Source organism: Amycolatopsis kentuckyensis (assembly GCF_041679295.1).
Lineage (GTDB): Bacteria > Actinomycetota > Actinomycetes > Mycobacteriales > Pseudonocardiaceae > Amycolatopsis > Amycolatopsis kentuckyensis_A.
Window position 1 is genome coordinate 1,176,918 of the sequence record NZ_JBGDMD010000001.1, and the last position, 13,201, is coordinate 1,190,118.

The window sequence follows — 13,201 nt, forward strand, 5'->3', positions numbered from 1 at the left end:
CCGTCGGCTCGATGGGGGCGCGGGCGCTGCCGGCGCCCGGAGCTGCGCCGGGGGACTTCTTCGCCGGGCACTTCGCGGCGATCGGCATCCGGGCCGACCGGCTGCGTCCGCCCGGGCCGGGCGAGGAGTTCCTCGGCGCCGGGGTGATCAGCCAGGCCGGCCTGGAGGAGATCCTTCGCTCGTGGGCGGCCGTGGAGGTGCGGCGCGGCGTCGCGCTGACCGGGTTCGACACCGGCGGCGACGGCGTGACCGTCCACACCGGACAGGACACCGTCCGGGCCGGCTGGCTGGTCGGGGCGGACGGCGGCCGCAGCACCGTGCGCCGGCTGGCCGGGTTCGAATTCCCGGGCGAAGACCCCGTCTTCACCGGCCGGCAGGCGGTGGTGGACCTCGACGCGCCGGAGAAGCTCGTCGCGGGCAGCTGGCAGCACGGCGAAAACGGCTCGTACGTCGTCGGAGGCTGGGGCAGCGGCGAACCACCGCGCGTGCACACCGTCGAGTACGAGGTGACCGCCGACCGTGACGAGCCGGTGACCGCGGCGGAGATGCAGGCGAGCCTGCGCCGGGTCAGCGGCACCGACGTGGCGGTCACGCGCGTGCACGTCGGCACCCGGTACGCGGACACGACCCGGCAGGTCACGACCTACCGGAGCGGCCGCGTCCTGCTCTGCGGCGACGCCGCGCACGTGCACTCGCCGGCGGGCGGGCAGGGCCTCAACGTGGGCCTCGGCGACGCGGTCAACCTCGGGTGGAAGCTCGCCCTGGTCGCGCGCGGGCTCGCCCCGGAATCCCTGCTGGACACCTACACGCCCGAACGGCACCCGATCGGCGCGTGGGTCCAGCGCTGGAGCATGGCGCAGACGGCACTGAGCACACCGCGCGGACCGCGCGCGGAGGCATTGCGCGAGGTGGTGGCCGACCTCCTGGACACCGCGGACGGCGCGACCCACGTGATTTCCCGCATCGGCGGTGGCTGGCAGCACTACGACCTCCCGGGCGGCCACCCGCTGATCGGCCACCGGGTGCCCGACCTGGCCCTGGCCGACGGGACGACGCTGGTGACCCGGTTCCGTGAGGGCGGCGCGGTGCTTTTGGACACCGGAACGGGAGCGGCGCCGGTGGCGGCGGAGTGGGGTAGCAGGCTCCGGGTGGTGACGGCGCGGCCGCTGGCGTTCCCGGACGAGCGGCTGGCCGCGCTGGTGCGTCCGGACGGTTACCTGGCGTGGGCTTCGGTGGGTGAGCCGGCGGTGACGGAGTTGCGTTCGGCGTTGGCGAGGTGGCTGGGTCCGGCCGGCGGTTCTTGACGGCGCGGCGCCGGCGCGCTCGGACGGGTGCCTGGCGTCGGCCTCGGTCGGCGAGGTCGCTCGGCCCGGCCGGGTGTTGACGGCGGCGCGCTGCGGCGCGGATCGTGGACCCATGGCGACACGCATGGGCGCGCGGTTCATCGGGGACCTGACCGCGCTGCGGTACGAACCGGTGGCCAAGCGCGTGCGGGCCGTCGCGAGTGGACAGACCTTCGCCGGCTCGCGGCGGGCCGTGCTCGTCTGGGAACCGAAGCGGGTGGTGCCGTCCTACGCCTTTCCGCTGGCCGACCTCCGGGCGACCCTCACCCTGGCCGGCCGCGCGGCGGCCGCGGAACACCCGGTCCGGCTGGCCGAAGGCGGCCCGCCGGTCCTCGACCCGCGCACCGCGTTCGCCGTGCACACCTGCCCCGGCGAGCCGCTCACCCTGGCCGCCGCCGGCGTGACCCTGCCGGGCGCGGGCTTCCGGCCCGACGACCCCGACCTCGGCGAGCACGTCATCCTCGACTTCGCCGCCTTCGACGAGTGGCTCGAGGAGGCCGAACCGATCGTCGGTCACCCGCGGGACCCGTTCTCGCGCATCGACATCCGGCGCGGCGACAGCCGCGTGCGGATCGAGGTGGACGGCGTCGTCGTGGCCGACTCGACCGCGCCCCGCATGCTGTTCGAAACCGGCATCACGACCCGGTACTACCTGCCGCGCGAAGACGTCCGGATGGAGCTGCTCACCCCGTCGGACACGCGCACCACCTGCGCCTACAAAGGACACGCCGCCTACTGGTCGGTGGGGGAGCACCGCGATCTGGCCTGGACCTACGACGAGCCGCTGTCCGACGCCCGGGACATCGCCGGGCTCATCGCCTTCCTGACCGAGCGCGTCGACGTCGTCCTCGACGGCGAACGGCTGCCGCGGCCGGTCACGCCGTGGTCATAGCACCAGGTCGCCCGGACCACCGACCTCCCGCGCCGGGCCGGTCGATTCCAGGCGCTCCAACGGGTCGGCGTCCGGAAGGCTGCCGAACGACAGCCCGGTGAGCGACTCGATGCGCCGCACCGGCACCTGGTACGTGCGGTAGGCGCCGTAGCTGAACTCGCCCGCGACCTCCAGGCCGCGGATCAGCTCCTCCTGGCTCAGCAGGTACGCCGTCGCCGACAGTGTCCCGTCGGCCTTCACCATCGCGACGACCTTCCAGAACTGGCGCGGCAGCCGCACCCCGCGGTAGCGGTCGTCGTCCTCGGCGAGCACCGGGCCGGTCACCACGCTGACCTTCAGCGCGGAGTTCTCGGCGTTGTTCAGCACGTAGTCCTCGAGCCCGGCCCACGTCGTCTTGTTCTGGTTGAAGTCCTTGTGCTGCGGCGAGCAGTTGGTGAAGTGGAAGGTGTCGTCGTTGCCGAGCTGCGCGATCGCGGCCGTCGCGCCCCACGCCGGGTCGAGGCGGCGGACCAGGTGCCCGCGGTCGAGCGGGTTGGCCGCGTAGATCTCCTCGCCGACCTGCTCTCCGACGTCGACCCGGGGATCCAGCGACCAGTGGTCGGCCTCGCGGCGCAGGGCCTGGCTGGTGCGGCCGTCGATGTTGACGGCCGTGAAGAAGGCCAAGCGCCGCACCTTGTTCATGACGACGCTGAAGTGGTGGTACGGCAGGACGTACCGCGGCTCGCTCGTCGCCTGGCGGTTTTCCGCGGCCAGCGGGACGAACTCGTCGGGCAAAGCGGGCAGCGGCACGGTGTGCCCGGGCAGGAAGCCCGGGTCGTAGCCTGCGCGGTTCGAGTAGTCGGGGTCGATCCGCCCGGCCCCGGCCGTCGCGGCCGGTTCGGCGCGCAGCCGGATGTCGACCGGCGTTGTCAGGGTGAGCACCTGCGGACCGCCGTCGGCGACCGGCCGGGCGCGTTCGGGCCGGGTGGCGAGCCGGTCCAGCAGCGCCTGCCGATCCGGCGAAAACCGTTGCCCCCGAAGGAACTCCAGCAGCCGGCTGACGCGGATCCCCTCGTTCAGGAAGCCGCCGTACTCCGCGTGCCCTTCGGCCGGGACGCTGGCGTGGTGCAGGGCCACGACCTCCCACTGGTCGTTGAACACCGGCGAGCCCGACGAGCCGGGCTCGGTGTCGGTTTCGTAGTGCAGGAACTTGTCGAGGACGTCGACGATCCGGTTTTCCCGCAGCGCGACCTGCTTCTTGCCGCCGCGCGGGTGCTGGATGATGGTGACGAAGTCGCCGACGATCGCCTTGCCCTCGCTGCCGATCAGCCGGTTGAACCCGAACGCGCGCAGGTCGGCCGCGGCCGCCTTGACCGCGACGAGCGCGAAGTCGAGGTCTTCGTCGGCGACGAAGAAGCGGTCCGGGTCGAGCCCGAACGCGCGCACCGGCCGGGGCAGGCCGTCGACGCCGTCCTGGTAGTCGAACTCGACGACGCTCGACCCGGCTGTTGCCGTGTCGGGCAGCACGTGGTGGTTGGTGAGCAGGAGTTCCGGCGACACCAGCGATCCGGTGCCGTAGCCGGTGAGCCGGCCGCGCTCGTCGCGGATGTTCACCCGGCCGACGGCGGCCGAAGCCGTGACGCCGCCTTCGAGGTAGCCCACGCCGAGGAGGTCGTCGGTGAGCACGATCCGTTCGAGAATCGCGCCGGCGGCGGTCATCGCGGCCGGATCACCCGCCGCGATCGCCGCCGGGTTCACCGGCCGCACATCGGGGTAGTAGCGGCCGAGCCGGTCGATCCGGGTCGCGACGCGGTTGGGCTCGTCGGCTTCGGCGATCCCGCCGGGCTTGCGCAGCAAGGCGATCTTCGCCCGCCGCTGCCCGGCCCGTTCCGCGGCGCGCGTGGCGGCGGCGCGTTCCTGTTCGGACTGCTGGTCCGTCGTGACGTCCACGGTGCCTCCCCGGCGAATCGGAGCACCGCGTTAGTCGTGCCGCTGCGGAATTCGTTACAGAAACCGGGTTCACCGCCGGAAAGTTCTTTTCCAGCACTCACGTCCGGACCGGGAGCACGATCGCCGACGGGTGCGCCGGATCGTGGTGGACCTCCTGGTCCGCGGCCCGCAAAGTGGTCGCGGTGGCGTGCGGCTCGCCGGTGCCGGGATTGCGGGCGAAGCGCGGGAACGCGCCGCTGGACACCTGGACCCGGATGCGGTGCCCGCGCCGGAAGCGGTGCGCCGTCGGCCACATCCGCACGCTGACCGCGGAAAGGTCGTCGGCGTTCCGCAAGCTCGTCAGACCGTCGCAGACGTTGACCGACCGGCCGCCGGGGTCGACGTCGCAGAGCCGGACGAAGACGTCGGCGAAGGGCAGGCTGCTGCGGAACCAGATCTCCGCGCTGACGTCCCCGACGACTTCGACGTCTTCGTCGAGCACAGCCGTGGTGTAGGTGAGGACGTCGGCGCGGGCCTCCAAGGCCGCGTTGTCGACGCGGCCGGCATCCAAGGCCATGCGCACGCCGCCGGCCGCGGGCGTCGGGTCCGCCGGGTCGTAGCGGTACCGGCCCGGCTCCGACTCCGCCGGCCCGTCCACCGCCAGCGAGCCGCCGCCGTGGAGGTGAAACCGTTGCGGGGCATAGCCTTCCGGTGGCCAGGACGCGAAGTCGCGCCAGGTTTCCTCGCCCATGACAAACAACCGGACCGGCGCACGCTCGGGTGGCTCTTCGCCGCGGGCGTGCGCGAGCCCGAAACCGAGCGTCTCCCGGAGCGTGACGCCCGCGCCGGCGAGCAGGTCGGAGCGCCCGGCGTGGGTCCACGGCGCGACCGTCAGCCGGGGTTGCCGTCCCGCGTCCTGCAGTGTCCGGAAGTCGCGCAGCTGACCGGGCAGGAAGATGTCGTACCAGCCGCCGACCGCGCTCACCGGCACGGTGACGTCCGCGACGCGCGCCCGGTGGTCGACCGCCGCCCACCGCGGGTGGGTTTCGGGGTGGGCGAGGACGTCCTGGATGTAGTCGGAGCGGTGGCCGATGGCGACGACGTCCGCCTGCGCGAGCGGGAGGGTGTTCAGTGCCCGCTCCAGCTTCTTCGCCTGGCCGCGTTGGCGCAGCAGCGCGAACCGGCGCTCCTGGACGGCGACCTGCACACCCCAGCCGAACGGCGTCTCCAGCGAAAGGCCGTCCTCCCGCAGGAACTCCAGCGTCAGCCCGGATTCGGTGACGTGCGGGACCATCGCCTTCACCTGCGGCGGCAGGCGGTCGGCGACCGCCCACTGGACGTACCCGAGGTAGCTCGCGCCGAGGAGCACCATCGAGTCGCCGAACCACGGCTGCCGCACGACCCAGTCCAGCGTCGCGAGGCCGTCTTCGCGCTCCTGCCGCAGCGGGTCGAAGACGCCGCCGGAGCCGAAGCCGCCGCGCGTGCTCTGGATCAGCACCTGGAAGCCGCGTTCGGCCAGCGGCCGGGCGAACAGCGCGCCGAACGGCCCTTTCCGCCCGTAGGGACTGCGCACGAGCGCGGTCGGCAGGCCGTCCCCGCCCGCGCGGGGCGCCCACCGGTCGGCGAGCAGCTCGGCGCCGTCGGGCATCGGGACGCGCAGGTCGCGCTGGACGACCAGGCGCCGGGTCGCCGGGGCGGGCAGCTCCAGCAGGCGTTCGAGGACACGGCTGATCACCGGTCGGCCTCCTTCGTGATCGTCGCGGTGACGACCGACCGGATCCGCAGCAGCCGGTCGGTGAACTCGTTCGCGTCGAGCGGGTCCGGCCCGCCGACGACCCAGGCGTTGACGACCGCGCCCGCGCCGCCGGTCAGGAACGTGGCCAGGTCCTCGAGCTCCCGGTCGCCGAGCCGGTCGCCGAGCGCCTGGCCGAGGTGCCGGCGGTTGAGCGGGAGGAACAGGCCGGTCAGCGCCTCGGTGAACGCGAACGCGGACGTCCCGGTCAGCAGCGCGCGGTAGAAGCGCCGGTGGGCGGCGAAGTGCCGGGCCAGCGCCAGGAGCGACGCGCGTTCGTCGGCGGGCAGGTCGGCCAGGAGTTCCCGGCGGACGAGGTCGAGGGCGGCCTCCAGGAGGAGCGCGTCGCGGTCGCCGAACTGCTGGTAGAGCACCTGGCGGCTGACGTCGGCCGCCTCGGCGATCTCGGAGACGGAGACGGCGGTGGAGTCCCGTTCGGACACGAGCTCGACGGCGGCCCCCATCAGCGCGGCGCGCGACCGGCGCACCCGCCGGTCCTTGACGGGTGCTTCGGTCGTCCAGTCGGCTCGCACGCCGCCAATAATGGACAGCTGTCAAGAAAATGGCAAGTGTTCGGTATCTGTCCGAGCGGCACGCCAGCCGGAGGCCCACAAGTGCGTCGGCGGCGCCTCCCCGCGGAACACCGCCGCGTGCCGCGCGGCGAACTCGGCGAAGGTCGTCGGCCGGAGGCCGAAGCGCTCGTGCGTGCTCAGGTCCACCCGGGACTCTTCGGCGCCCGTCCGCCGCTCGGCGAACAGCTCGTCCATCGCGTCGGCGAAGAAGGCGGGGATCCCGGCCGCGAGCAGCTCCGCCCGCTTGGCCGCCGGGTCGGTGTCGACGTACCGGACCGGCCGGCCGGCGACCGCGGCGATCCGCTCGGCGACCTCGGTCATCGTCAGCGCCTCGGGCCCGGTCAGCTCGTACCGCCCGCCGTCCTCGCCTTCGCCGCGCAGCAGGGCGACGGCGACGCGTGCGATGTCGCCGACGTCCACCGGCGCGAGTCTCGCGTCCCCCATCGGCAGGGCCAGCACGCCGTCGCGGCGGATCGACGGCACCTCGCGAAAGTACACCGGCATGAACTGGCTCGGGCGCAGGACCGACCAGGCGAGCCCGGAGCGGGCGAGGTACCGCTCGACCTCGGCGTGCATCCGCGCGAACCGGAACCCCGACCCGCTCCGGCACCCCCGCCCGGACAGTTTGACGACGTGCCCTGCACCGGCGCGCTTCGCGGCGTCGATGAACGCCTGCTGCGTCTCGACGAGCCGTTCGTCGGCGGAGGAGATCAGCAGCGCCCGGTCGACGCCGTCGAACGCGCTCGCGGGCGGGTCGCGCAGGTCGCCGAGGACGACGTCGACGCCGTCCGGGAAGCCGGCGGCGTTCGCGGGGTCCCGGACGAGTGCGCGGACCGGCAGCCCGTCGGCCACGCACGCTCGAAGCACCGCGGATCCGGTCAGCCCGGTCGCCCCTGTCAGCAAGATCATGGGTTGTCCTCTCTCTCGCTCATTCGGACAACCGAGCCGCCCGAAAGCGATCGCCCGGGCGGATGCGAGCATGCAGCCATGTCGTCGACCATGCGGGCCTTCGTGCTCACCGGCCCGCGCGAAGGGGCCGTCCAGGAGGTGCCAGTCCCGGAGGCCGTCCCCGGTGAAGTCGTCGTCGACGTCGAACGGGCCGGGGTCTGCGGCACCGACGTCGAGTTCTTCACCGGCGAGATGACCTACCTGCACCAGGGCCACGCCGCCTACCCGATGCGGCTCGGGCACGAGTGGTCCGGCACGGTCTCCGCGGTCGGGGCGGGCGTCGACCCCGCGTGGCTCGGGCGGCGGGTCACCGGCGACACCATGCTCGGCGACCGGACGTGCCGCCGCTGCCGGAAGGGCCACCAGCACACCTGCGAGAACCGGCAGGAGGTCGGGATCCGCGGCGGGCGGGCGGGAGCGCTGGCCGAAAAGCTCGCCGTCCCCGCGTGGTCCCTGCACGCCCTGCCCGACGAGGTCGACGCCGTGCTCGGCGCCTTGGTCGAACCCGGCGGCAACGCCTTGCGGGCGGCGCGGGCGGCCGGCGTCGGGCCCGGTGACCGGGCTTTGGTGCTGGGCCCGGGGACGATCGGCCTGCTCACCACGATGTTCCTGCGTGCCGCGGGAGCCGAGGTCCACGTCCTGGGGCTGGTCGAAAGCGAGCACGTCCGGACCCGCGAAACGCTTCCGGACCTGCCCTTCGACGCCGTCGTCGACGCCACCGACGCGCCCGGTTCGCCCGCGCTGGCCCTGGACCTCGTGGAGCCGGCCGGCCGGGTCGTCTACATCGGACTGTCCGGCCGGCCCAGCACGCTCGACAGCCGCGCGCTGGTGCTGAAGGACGTCACCGCGGTCGGTGTCCTGTCCGCGTCACCGGGGCTGGCCGACACGATCGCCGCCTACGCCGCCGGGACCGTCGACCCGCGCCCGCTGGTCGGGGCGACCGTCGGGCTGGACCGGGTCGGCGCGGTGCTGGCCGGCGAGCGGTTCGCGGCGCCGAAGGTCCACGTCGACCCGCGGCGCTAGCGCGGCGACGCCAGCGTCGTCGGACGGCTGCGCCCGCGCAGGGTGACGTCCTCGGTCGCCGTCCACCGCTCGGCTTCTTCCACGGCCGCCGCCTCGACGGCCGTCCACGACGCAAGGAGGCGGCCCGGCGCGTTCTTCGCCAGCTCGGTCAGCCGGGCGGCCTCGTTGACCGGGTCGCCGATCACCGTGTACTCGAACCGGCGCGGGTCGCCGACGTTGCCCGCCACCGCGTCGCCGGTCGCCACGCCGATGCCGGCCGGGCCGTCGGGGACTTCTTCGGCGAGCCGGCGGGCGATCGCACGCCCGGCGGCCAGCGCGCACGTCGCGTGGTCGGCCAGCGCCGCGGGTGCTCCGAAGACGGCCAGCGCCGCGTCGCCGACGAACTTGTTGACCAGGCCGTGGTGCCGGTCGACCTCGTCGACGACCACCGCGAAGAACCGGTTGAGCAGGCCGACGACCTCCTCGGGCGGGCGGCTCGCGGCCAGCGCCGTCGAGCCGACCAGGTCGACGAAGAGCACCGACACCGTGCGCACCGAGCCGCCGAGCTCCGCCGACGTGCGCATGGCTTCGACGGCGACCTCGTGGCCGACGTGCCGGCCGAACAGGTCGCGCATCCGTTCCCGCTCGGCCAGCCCGGCCGCCATGTCGTTGAACCCGGCCTGCAGCAGGCCCAGCTCGGTGCCGTCGTAGACCGGGATGGCGACGTCGAACTCGCCGGCCCGGACGCGGCCGAGCGCGTCGCGCACCGACGTGATGGGGTTGACGACCGCGCGGGCGGTGAACACGGTGACCAGCAGGCCGAAGCAGAGCACGACCAGCCCGAGCGCGATCACCGACACCGCGAGCTTCGTCGTCGAGACGTCGCCGCGCACCCAGGCCAGCGCCGCCGTCACGACCAGCCCGGCCACCGGCACCCCGGTGCCGAGGCACCAGAACAGCAGCATCCGCAGGTTGACGCCGCCGCTGAGCGGCCGCGGCGGCGCGGTCCCGGCCAGCGCCCGCGCGGCGTAGGGCCGCAGGGCGAACTCGCCGAAGAGGTAGGCGATCGCGCACACCACGACGCTCGCGAACGCGACCACGAGGAACACGGTCAGCGCGACCGCGGGCTGCGTGAGCACGGCCTGCGCCGCGAACAGCACGGTCGCGACACCCCACAGGACGGCCTGCATCAGCGTCAGGCGCAGGGGGACGCGCAGGCTGGCGACGCGTTCGGCCTCGGTCGGCGGCCGGCCCTCGGCCGCCCAGTGCAGCGTCCGCAGCGCGCCCCGGGTGCCCCAGAGCGTCCCGACGACGACAGCGGCGACGACGTACGCCGGCACCGCGAAGGCGGTGACCCGCACGAGGTCGCCGGACATGCCGGGGGACGGCATGAGCAGCGCGGCGAGCCCGACGACGACCAGCGCGCCGATGACGTTCGTGGCGATCAGGGTGGCGGTCAGCAGGCGCTGGACGCGCCGGCGCAATACGGTGACGTCCTGGTCGAGCGGGCCGAGCAGCCCGGAGCCGAACGGCCCGGTGGGGATGTCGCTTCGTGGGTGCACCGATTCCCTGCCGTTCGCGCGATTGAGTGAACGAATGTACACCGAAGCGGTGGACGTCGGCGACCGGGTTCACGCCTGCGAGTGGTTCACCCCGGGCTGTCGCCGGCGCTGCCGCGAGCAGGGCCAGATAGGCGACGGCGTGGGCGTACTCCTGGATGGCGGCGGTTGAGCCGACGGATGTGCACCGGAACGGATATGTGTTACGGTTGGTAACAGTGAACTCGGGTAACACCTGACAAGGAGGTCGGCGATGACCAGCATCAGCGAACGCGAAGCGGGGACTGCAGCGTCTTCGGACCGCGAGACGACCGCGCGCCGGCTGCTGGACTCGTCGGAACAGCTGTCCTACGACCCCGTCACGGAAGTCGACTGGGAGACGCCGCTGGACACGGGCTTCCACGGTGCGAGCCCCGAGTGGAGCACGCTCTACGGCACGTCCTACTGGGCCGAAATGACCCCGGAACAGCAGCGCGAGCTGACCCGCCAGGAGGCGGCGTCGGTGGCCAGCACCGGGATCTGGTTCGAGATGATCCTGCAGCAGATGATCTTGCGGGACTTCTACGCGAAGGACCCGACCGACCCCGCGTTCCAGTGGGCGCTGACCGAGATCGCCGACGAGTGCCGGCACTCGATCATGTTCGCCCGCGGCGCCGCCAAGCTGCGCGCGCCCGCCTACCGGCCGCGGCGGTTCGTCGTCGAGGCCGGCCGGATCTTCAAGGCGACCGCGAGCGGCGAGGCGGCCTACGCGGCGATCCTCGTGGCCGAAGAGGTCCTCGACGTCATGCAGCGCGACTGGATGCGGGACGAGCGCGTCGTCCCGTTCGTGCGCACCATCAACAACATCCACGTCGTCGAAGAGTCGCGCCACATGAAGTTCGCGCGCGAGGAGACCCGCCAGCGGCTCGAGGGCGCCGGCTGGGTGCGGCGGCAGGTCAACGCGCTGGTCGTCGCGATCGCGTCCTACGTCATCGTCGGCAGCATGTGGAACGCCAAGGTCTACGAGAACGCCGGGCTCGACGGCAAGCGCGCGCGGCGCGAGGCCAAGGCCAACGAGCACCACAAGTCGATGCTGCGCTCGAGCTGCTCCGGGCTGATGGAGTTCCTGCACTCCGCCGGGCTGCTCACCAAGCCGTCGCTGTGGTTCTACAAGCGCGCCAACCTGATCTGACATGGCGTTCGCGATCACCCAGACCTGCTGCGCAGACGCGTCGTGCGTGTCGGTCTGCCCGGTCAACTGCATCCACCCGACGCCGGACGAGCCGGACTTCGGGACGACCGACATGCTCTACGTCGACCCGGCGACCTGCATCGACTGCGGTGCCTGCGCCGATGCCTGCCCGGTCGACGCGATCTTCCCGGCCGGCGACCTCACCGGTCCGCTGAAGGTGTACGAGGAGATCAACGCGGAGTTCTACGCGGGCCGGGACGTCCTCGCCGAGGCGACCGTCGCCCCGAACTTCCACCGCTGGTCCCCGCCGGCGTTCGCCCGGGTCCTGCCGAGCGACTTCGCGCCCCTGGACGTCGCGGTCGTCGGCACCGGCCCGGCGGGCATGTACGCCGTCGAAGACCTGTTGCTGCACACCAACTCCCGCGTCACGCTGATCGACCGGCTGGCCACGGCCGGCGGCCTGATCCGCTACGGCGTCGCGCCCGACCACCCGTCGACGAAGAAGATCGGCGAGACGTTCGCCCGCTTCCACGACCACCCGCGGCTGAAGCTGCGGCTGGGCGTGGAGGCCGGTCCCGAGCTGGCCGAACGGCACGACGCGGTGATCTACGCGGTCGGCGCCACCGGGGCCCGCCGCCTCGGCGTCCCCGGCGAAGACCTGCCCGGCAGCCTTCCGGCGGCGACGGTCGTGAACTGGTACAACGGCCACCCCGACATCGCGCCGGACGCCGTCGACCTTTCGGCCGAGCGGGTGGTCGTGGTGGGCACCGGCAACGTCGCGCTCGACATCGCCCGCATCCTGACGGCCGACCCGGAGTCCCTGGCCGGCACGTCCCTCGCTCCCGCGGCGCTGGCCCGGCTGCGGGCGAGCAAGGTGCGCGAGGTCGTGCTGCTGGCCCGGCGCGGCCCCGAAGACGCCGCGTACACGCGGTCGGAGCTGCTGGCGTTGGCGGCCCGAGGCGCCCTCGTCGTGGACGCGCACGACCCGCGCGTCGCCGCGGCGATCGACGCCGGGGACGGCAAAGCCGCCTTGCTGCGGGGCCTGCCGCGCGAGGCGGTGGACTGGTCGTCGCCGCCCCCGGACGGCGGCCGCCGGGTCGTCCTGCGCTTCCACTCGGCCCCGCTGGAGTTCACCGGCGACACGGAGGTCCGCGGCGTCCGCGTGACCGGCGACGTCGAGATCACGGCCGGGCGGGTCGTGCGGGCGGCCGGGTTCCGCGGCGCGCCCGTGGCCGGCCTGCCGTTCGACGAGGCCACCGGGACGGTCCCGAACACGGCCGGCCGCGTCGAGCCCGGGACCTACGTGGCCGGGTGGATCAAGCGCGGCCCGTCGGGCGGCATCGGCGCGAACAAGGCGTGTGCCCGCGAGACGGTCGGCGCCCTGCTGGAGGACGCGGTCGCCGGCCGGCTGCGCACCCGGCGGCGTGGACTGCTCCGCCGCGCCTGACTCAGGGCCGGTGGCTGGTGTGGGTGAACTCCACAGTGGACAGCATCGAACCGGACGTCCTCGAGCGCTTCCGGCCGAAGGCCAGGACCTTCGCCGGATCGACCGCGAACACCGCCACATCGTCGTGGGTGCCTTGCCGGAACCCGTCGTCCGTCGCCTCGTAGACCCAGCTGCCGTCCCACTTGGCCAGCCATGCCTCGGCGAGCCGTTCCAGCGTCGCCCGGTCCGTGACCCGCCGGGCTTCGCCTTCGACCATGACATCGAGGGCGTCGTCCCAGGAGTCGCGGCCCGTAGTCAGCACGACGTTCGGGTTCGCGGTCAGGTTGAGGTACTTCTGCTCGGTCTCGCCGGTCGAGAAGTGCAGGGCGCCGTCGAGCCAGACGGCGACCAGCGGGGTCACGTGCGGCCGGCCGTCGGCGCGCACCGTCGTGAGCCAGCTGATCTGGGCGTTTTCCAGTGCGTGCACGGTTTCGGCCCAGCCGGTGGCTTGGGTGCCGGGGTCGCTGAACCGTTCGTCGAGCCGGGTTTCCATCGTCACTCCGATCGTCGGCCGCGGTGCCTGACGAA

At 73.3% G+C, this 13,201-nt stretch carries 11 protein-coding genes; 5 read left to right on the forward strand and 6 right to left on the reverse strand.

Features of this window, described 5'->3' with window-relative positions:
- Positions 1-11 precede the first annotated feature (11 nt).
- Together ACERZO_RS05515 and ACERZO_RS05520 are read left to right on the forward strand one after the other, a co-directional pair.
- On the forward strand, positions 12-1,304 hold the full coding sequence (locus ACERZO_RS05515; protein WP_372662682.1) for an FAD-dependent monooxygenase: 1,293 nt from the start codon (positions 12-14) through the stop codon (positions 1,302-1,304).
- A gap of 112 nt (positions 1,305-1,416) precedes the next feature.
- Positions 1,417-2,235, forward strand: a complete 819-nt coding sequence (locus ACERZO_RS05520) for a DUF427 domain-containing protein (RefSeq protein ID WP_372662685.1) — start codon at positions 1,417-1,419, stop codon at positions 2,233-2,235.
- Here the strand turns inward: ACERZO_RS05520 and ACERZO_RS05525 are convergent.
- The 4 genes from ACERZO_RS05525 to ACERZO_RS05540 all read right to left on the reverse strand — a co-directional run bounded on the left by ACERZO_RS05525 (position 2,230) and on the right by ACERZO_RS05540 (position 7,416).
- The gene (locus ACERZO_RS05525; RefSeq protein ID WP_372662688.1) at positions 2,230-4,164 is read right to left on the reverse strand and encodes a DNA/RNA non-specific endonuclease; all 1,935 of its coding nucleotides are present in this window, start codon (positions 4,162-4,164) and stop codon (positions 2,230-2,232) included. The genes ACERZO_RS05520 and ACERZO_RS05525 overlap by 6 nt on opposite strands.
- 97 nt (positions 4,165-4,261) lie before the next feature.
- The gene (locus ACERZO_RS05530) at positions 4,262-5,878 is read right to left on the reverse strand and encodes a CocE/NonD family hydrolase (protein ID WP_372662691.1); all 1,617 of its coding nucleotides are present in this window, start codon (positions 5,876-5,878) and stop codon (positions 4,262-4,264) included.
- Positions 5,875-6,468, reverse strand: a complete 594-nt coding sequence (locus ACERZO_RS05535) for a TetR/AcrR family transcriptional regulator (protein WP_372662694.1) — start codon at positions 6,466-6,468, stop codon at positions 5,875-5,877. The genes ACERZO_RS05530 and ACERZO_RS05535 overlap by 4 nt, the downstream gene beginning before the upstream one ends.
- A gap of 21 nt (positions 6,469-6,489) precedes the next feature.
- Positions 6,490-7,416, reverse strand: coding sequence for an SDR family oxidoreductase (locus ACERZO_RS05540; protein ID WP_372662697.1), 927 nt, complete (start codon positions 7,414-7,416; stop codon positions 6,490-6,492).
- A gap of 78 nt (positions 7,417-7,494) precedes the next feature.
- On the opposite strand from ACERZO_RS05540, the gene ACERZO_RS05545 reads away from it, so the two are divergent.
- Positions 7,495-8,478, forward strand: coding sequence for a zinc-dependent alcohol dehydrogenase (locus ACERZO_RS05545; protein ID WP_372662700.1), 984 nt, complete (start codon positions 7,495-7,497; stop codon positions 8,476-8,478).
- Here ACERZO_RS05545 and ACERZO_RS05550 read toward each other — a convergent pair.
- Complete coding sequence (locus ACERZO_RS05550; protein WP_372662703.1) at positions 8,475-10,019, reverse strand: adenylate/guanylate cyclase domain-containing protein; 1,545 nt, start codon at positions 10,017-10,019, stop codon at positions 8,475-8,477. The two genes, ACERZO_RS05545 and ACERZO_RS05550, sit on opposite strands and share 4 nt — an antisense overlap.
- Before the next feature lie 250 nt (positions 10,020-10,269).
- Between ACERZO_RS05550 and ACERZO_RS05555 the strand changes: the two genes are divergently transcribed.
- Both ACERZO_RS05555 and ACERZO_RS05560 read left to right on the forward strand, forming a co-directional pair.
- Positions 10,270-11,187, forward strand: coding sequence for an AurF N-oxygenase family protein (locus ACERZO_RS05555; RefSeq protein WP_372662706.1), 918 nt, complete (start codon positions 10,270-10,272; stop codon positions 11,185-11,187).
- 1 nt (position 11,188) lies between these two features.
- The gene (locus tag ACERZO_RS05560) at positions 11,189-12,634 is read left to right on the forward strand and encodes an FAD-dependent oxidoreductase (protein WP_372662709.1); all 1,446 of its coding nucleotides are present in this window, start codon (positions 11,189-11,191) and stop codon (positions 12,632-12,634) included.
- Between the two features lies 1 nt (position 12,635).
- Here the strand turns inward: ACERZO_RS05560 and ACERZO_RS05565 are convergent, their stop codons facing one another.
- Positions 12,636-13,166 (reverse strand): pyridoxamine 5'-phosphate oxidase family protein, encoded by a 531-nt coding sequence (locus ACERZO_RS05565; RefSeq protein WP_372662712.1) that lies wholly within the window; start codon positions 13,164-13,166, stop codon positions 12,636-12,638.
- Positions 13,167-13,201: the final 35 nt, after the last annotated feature.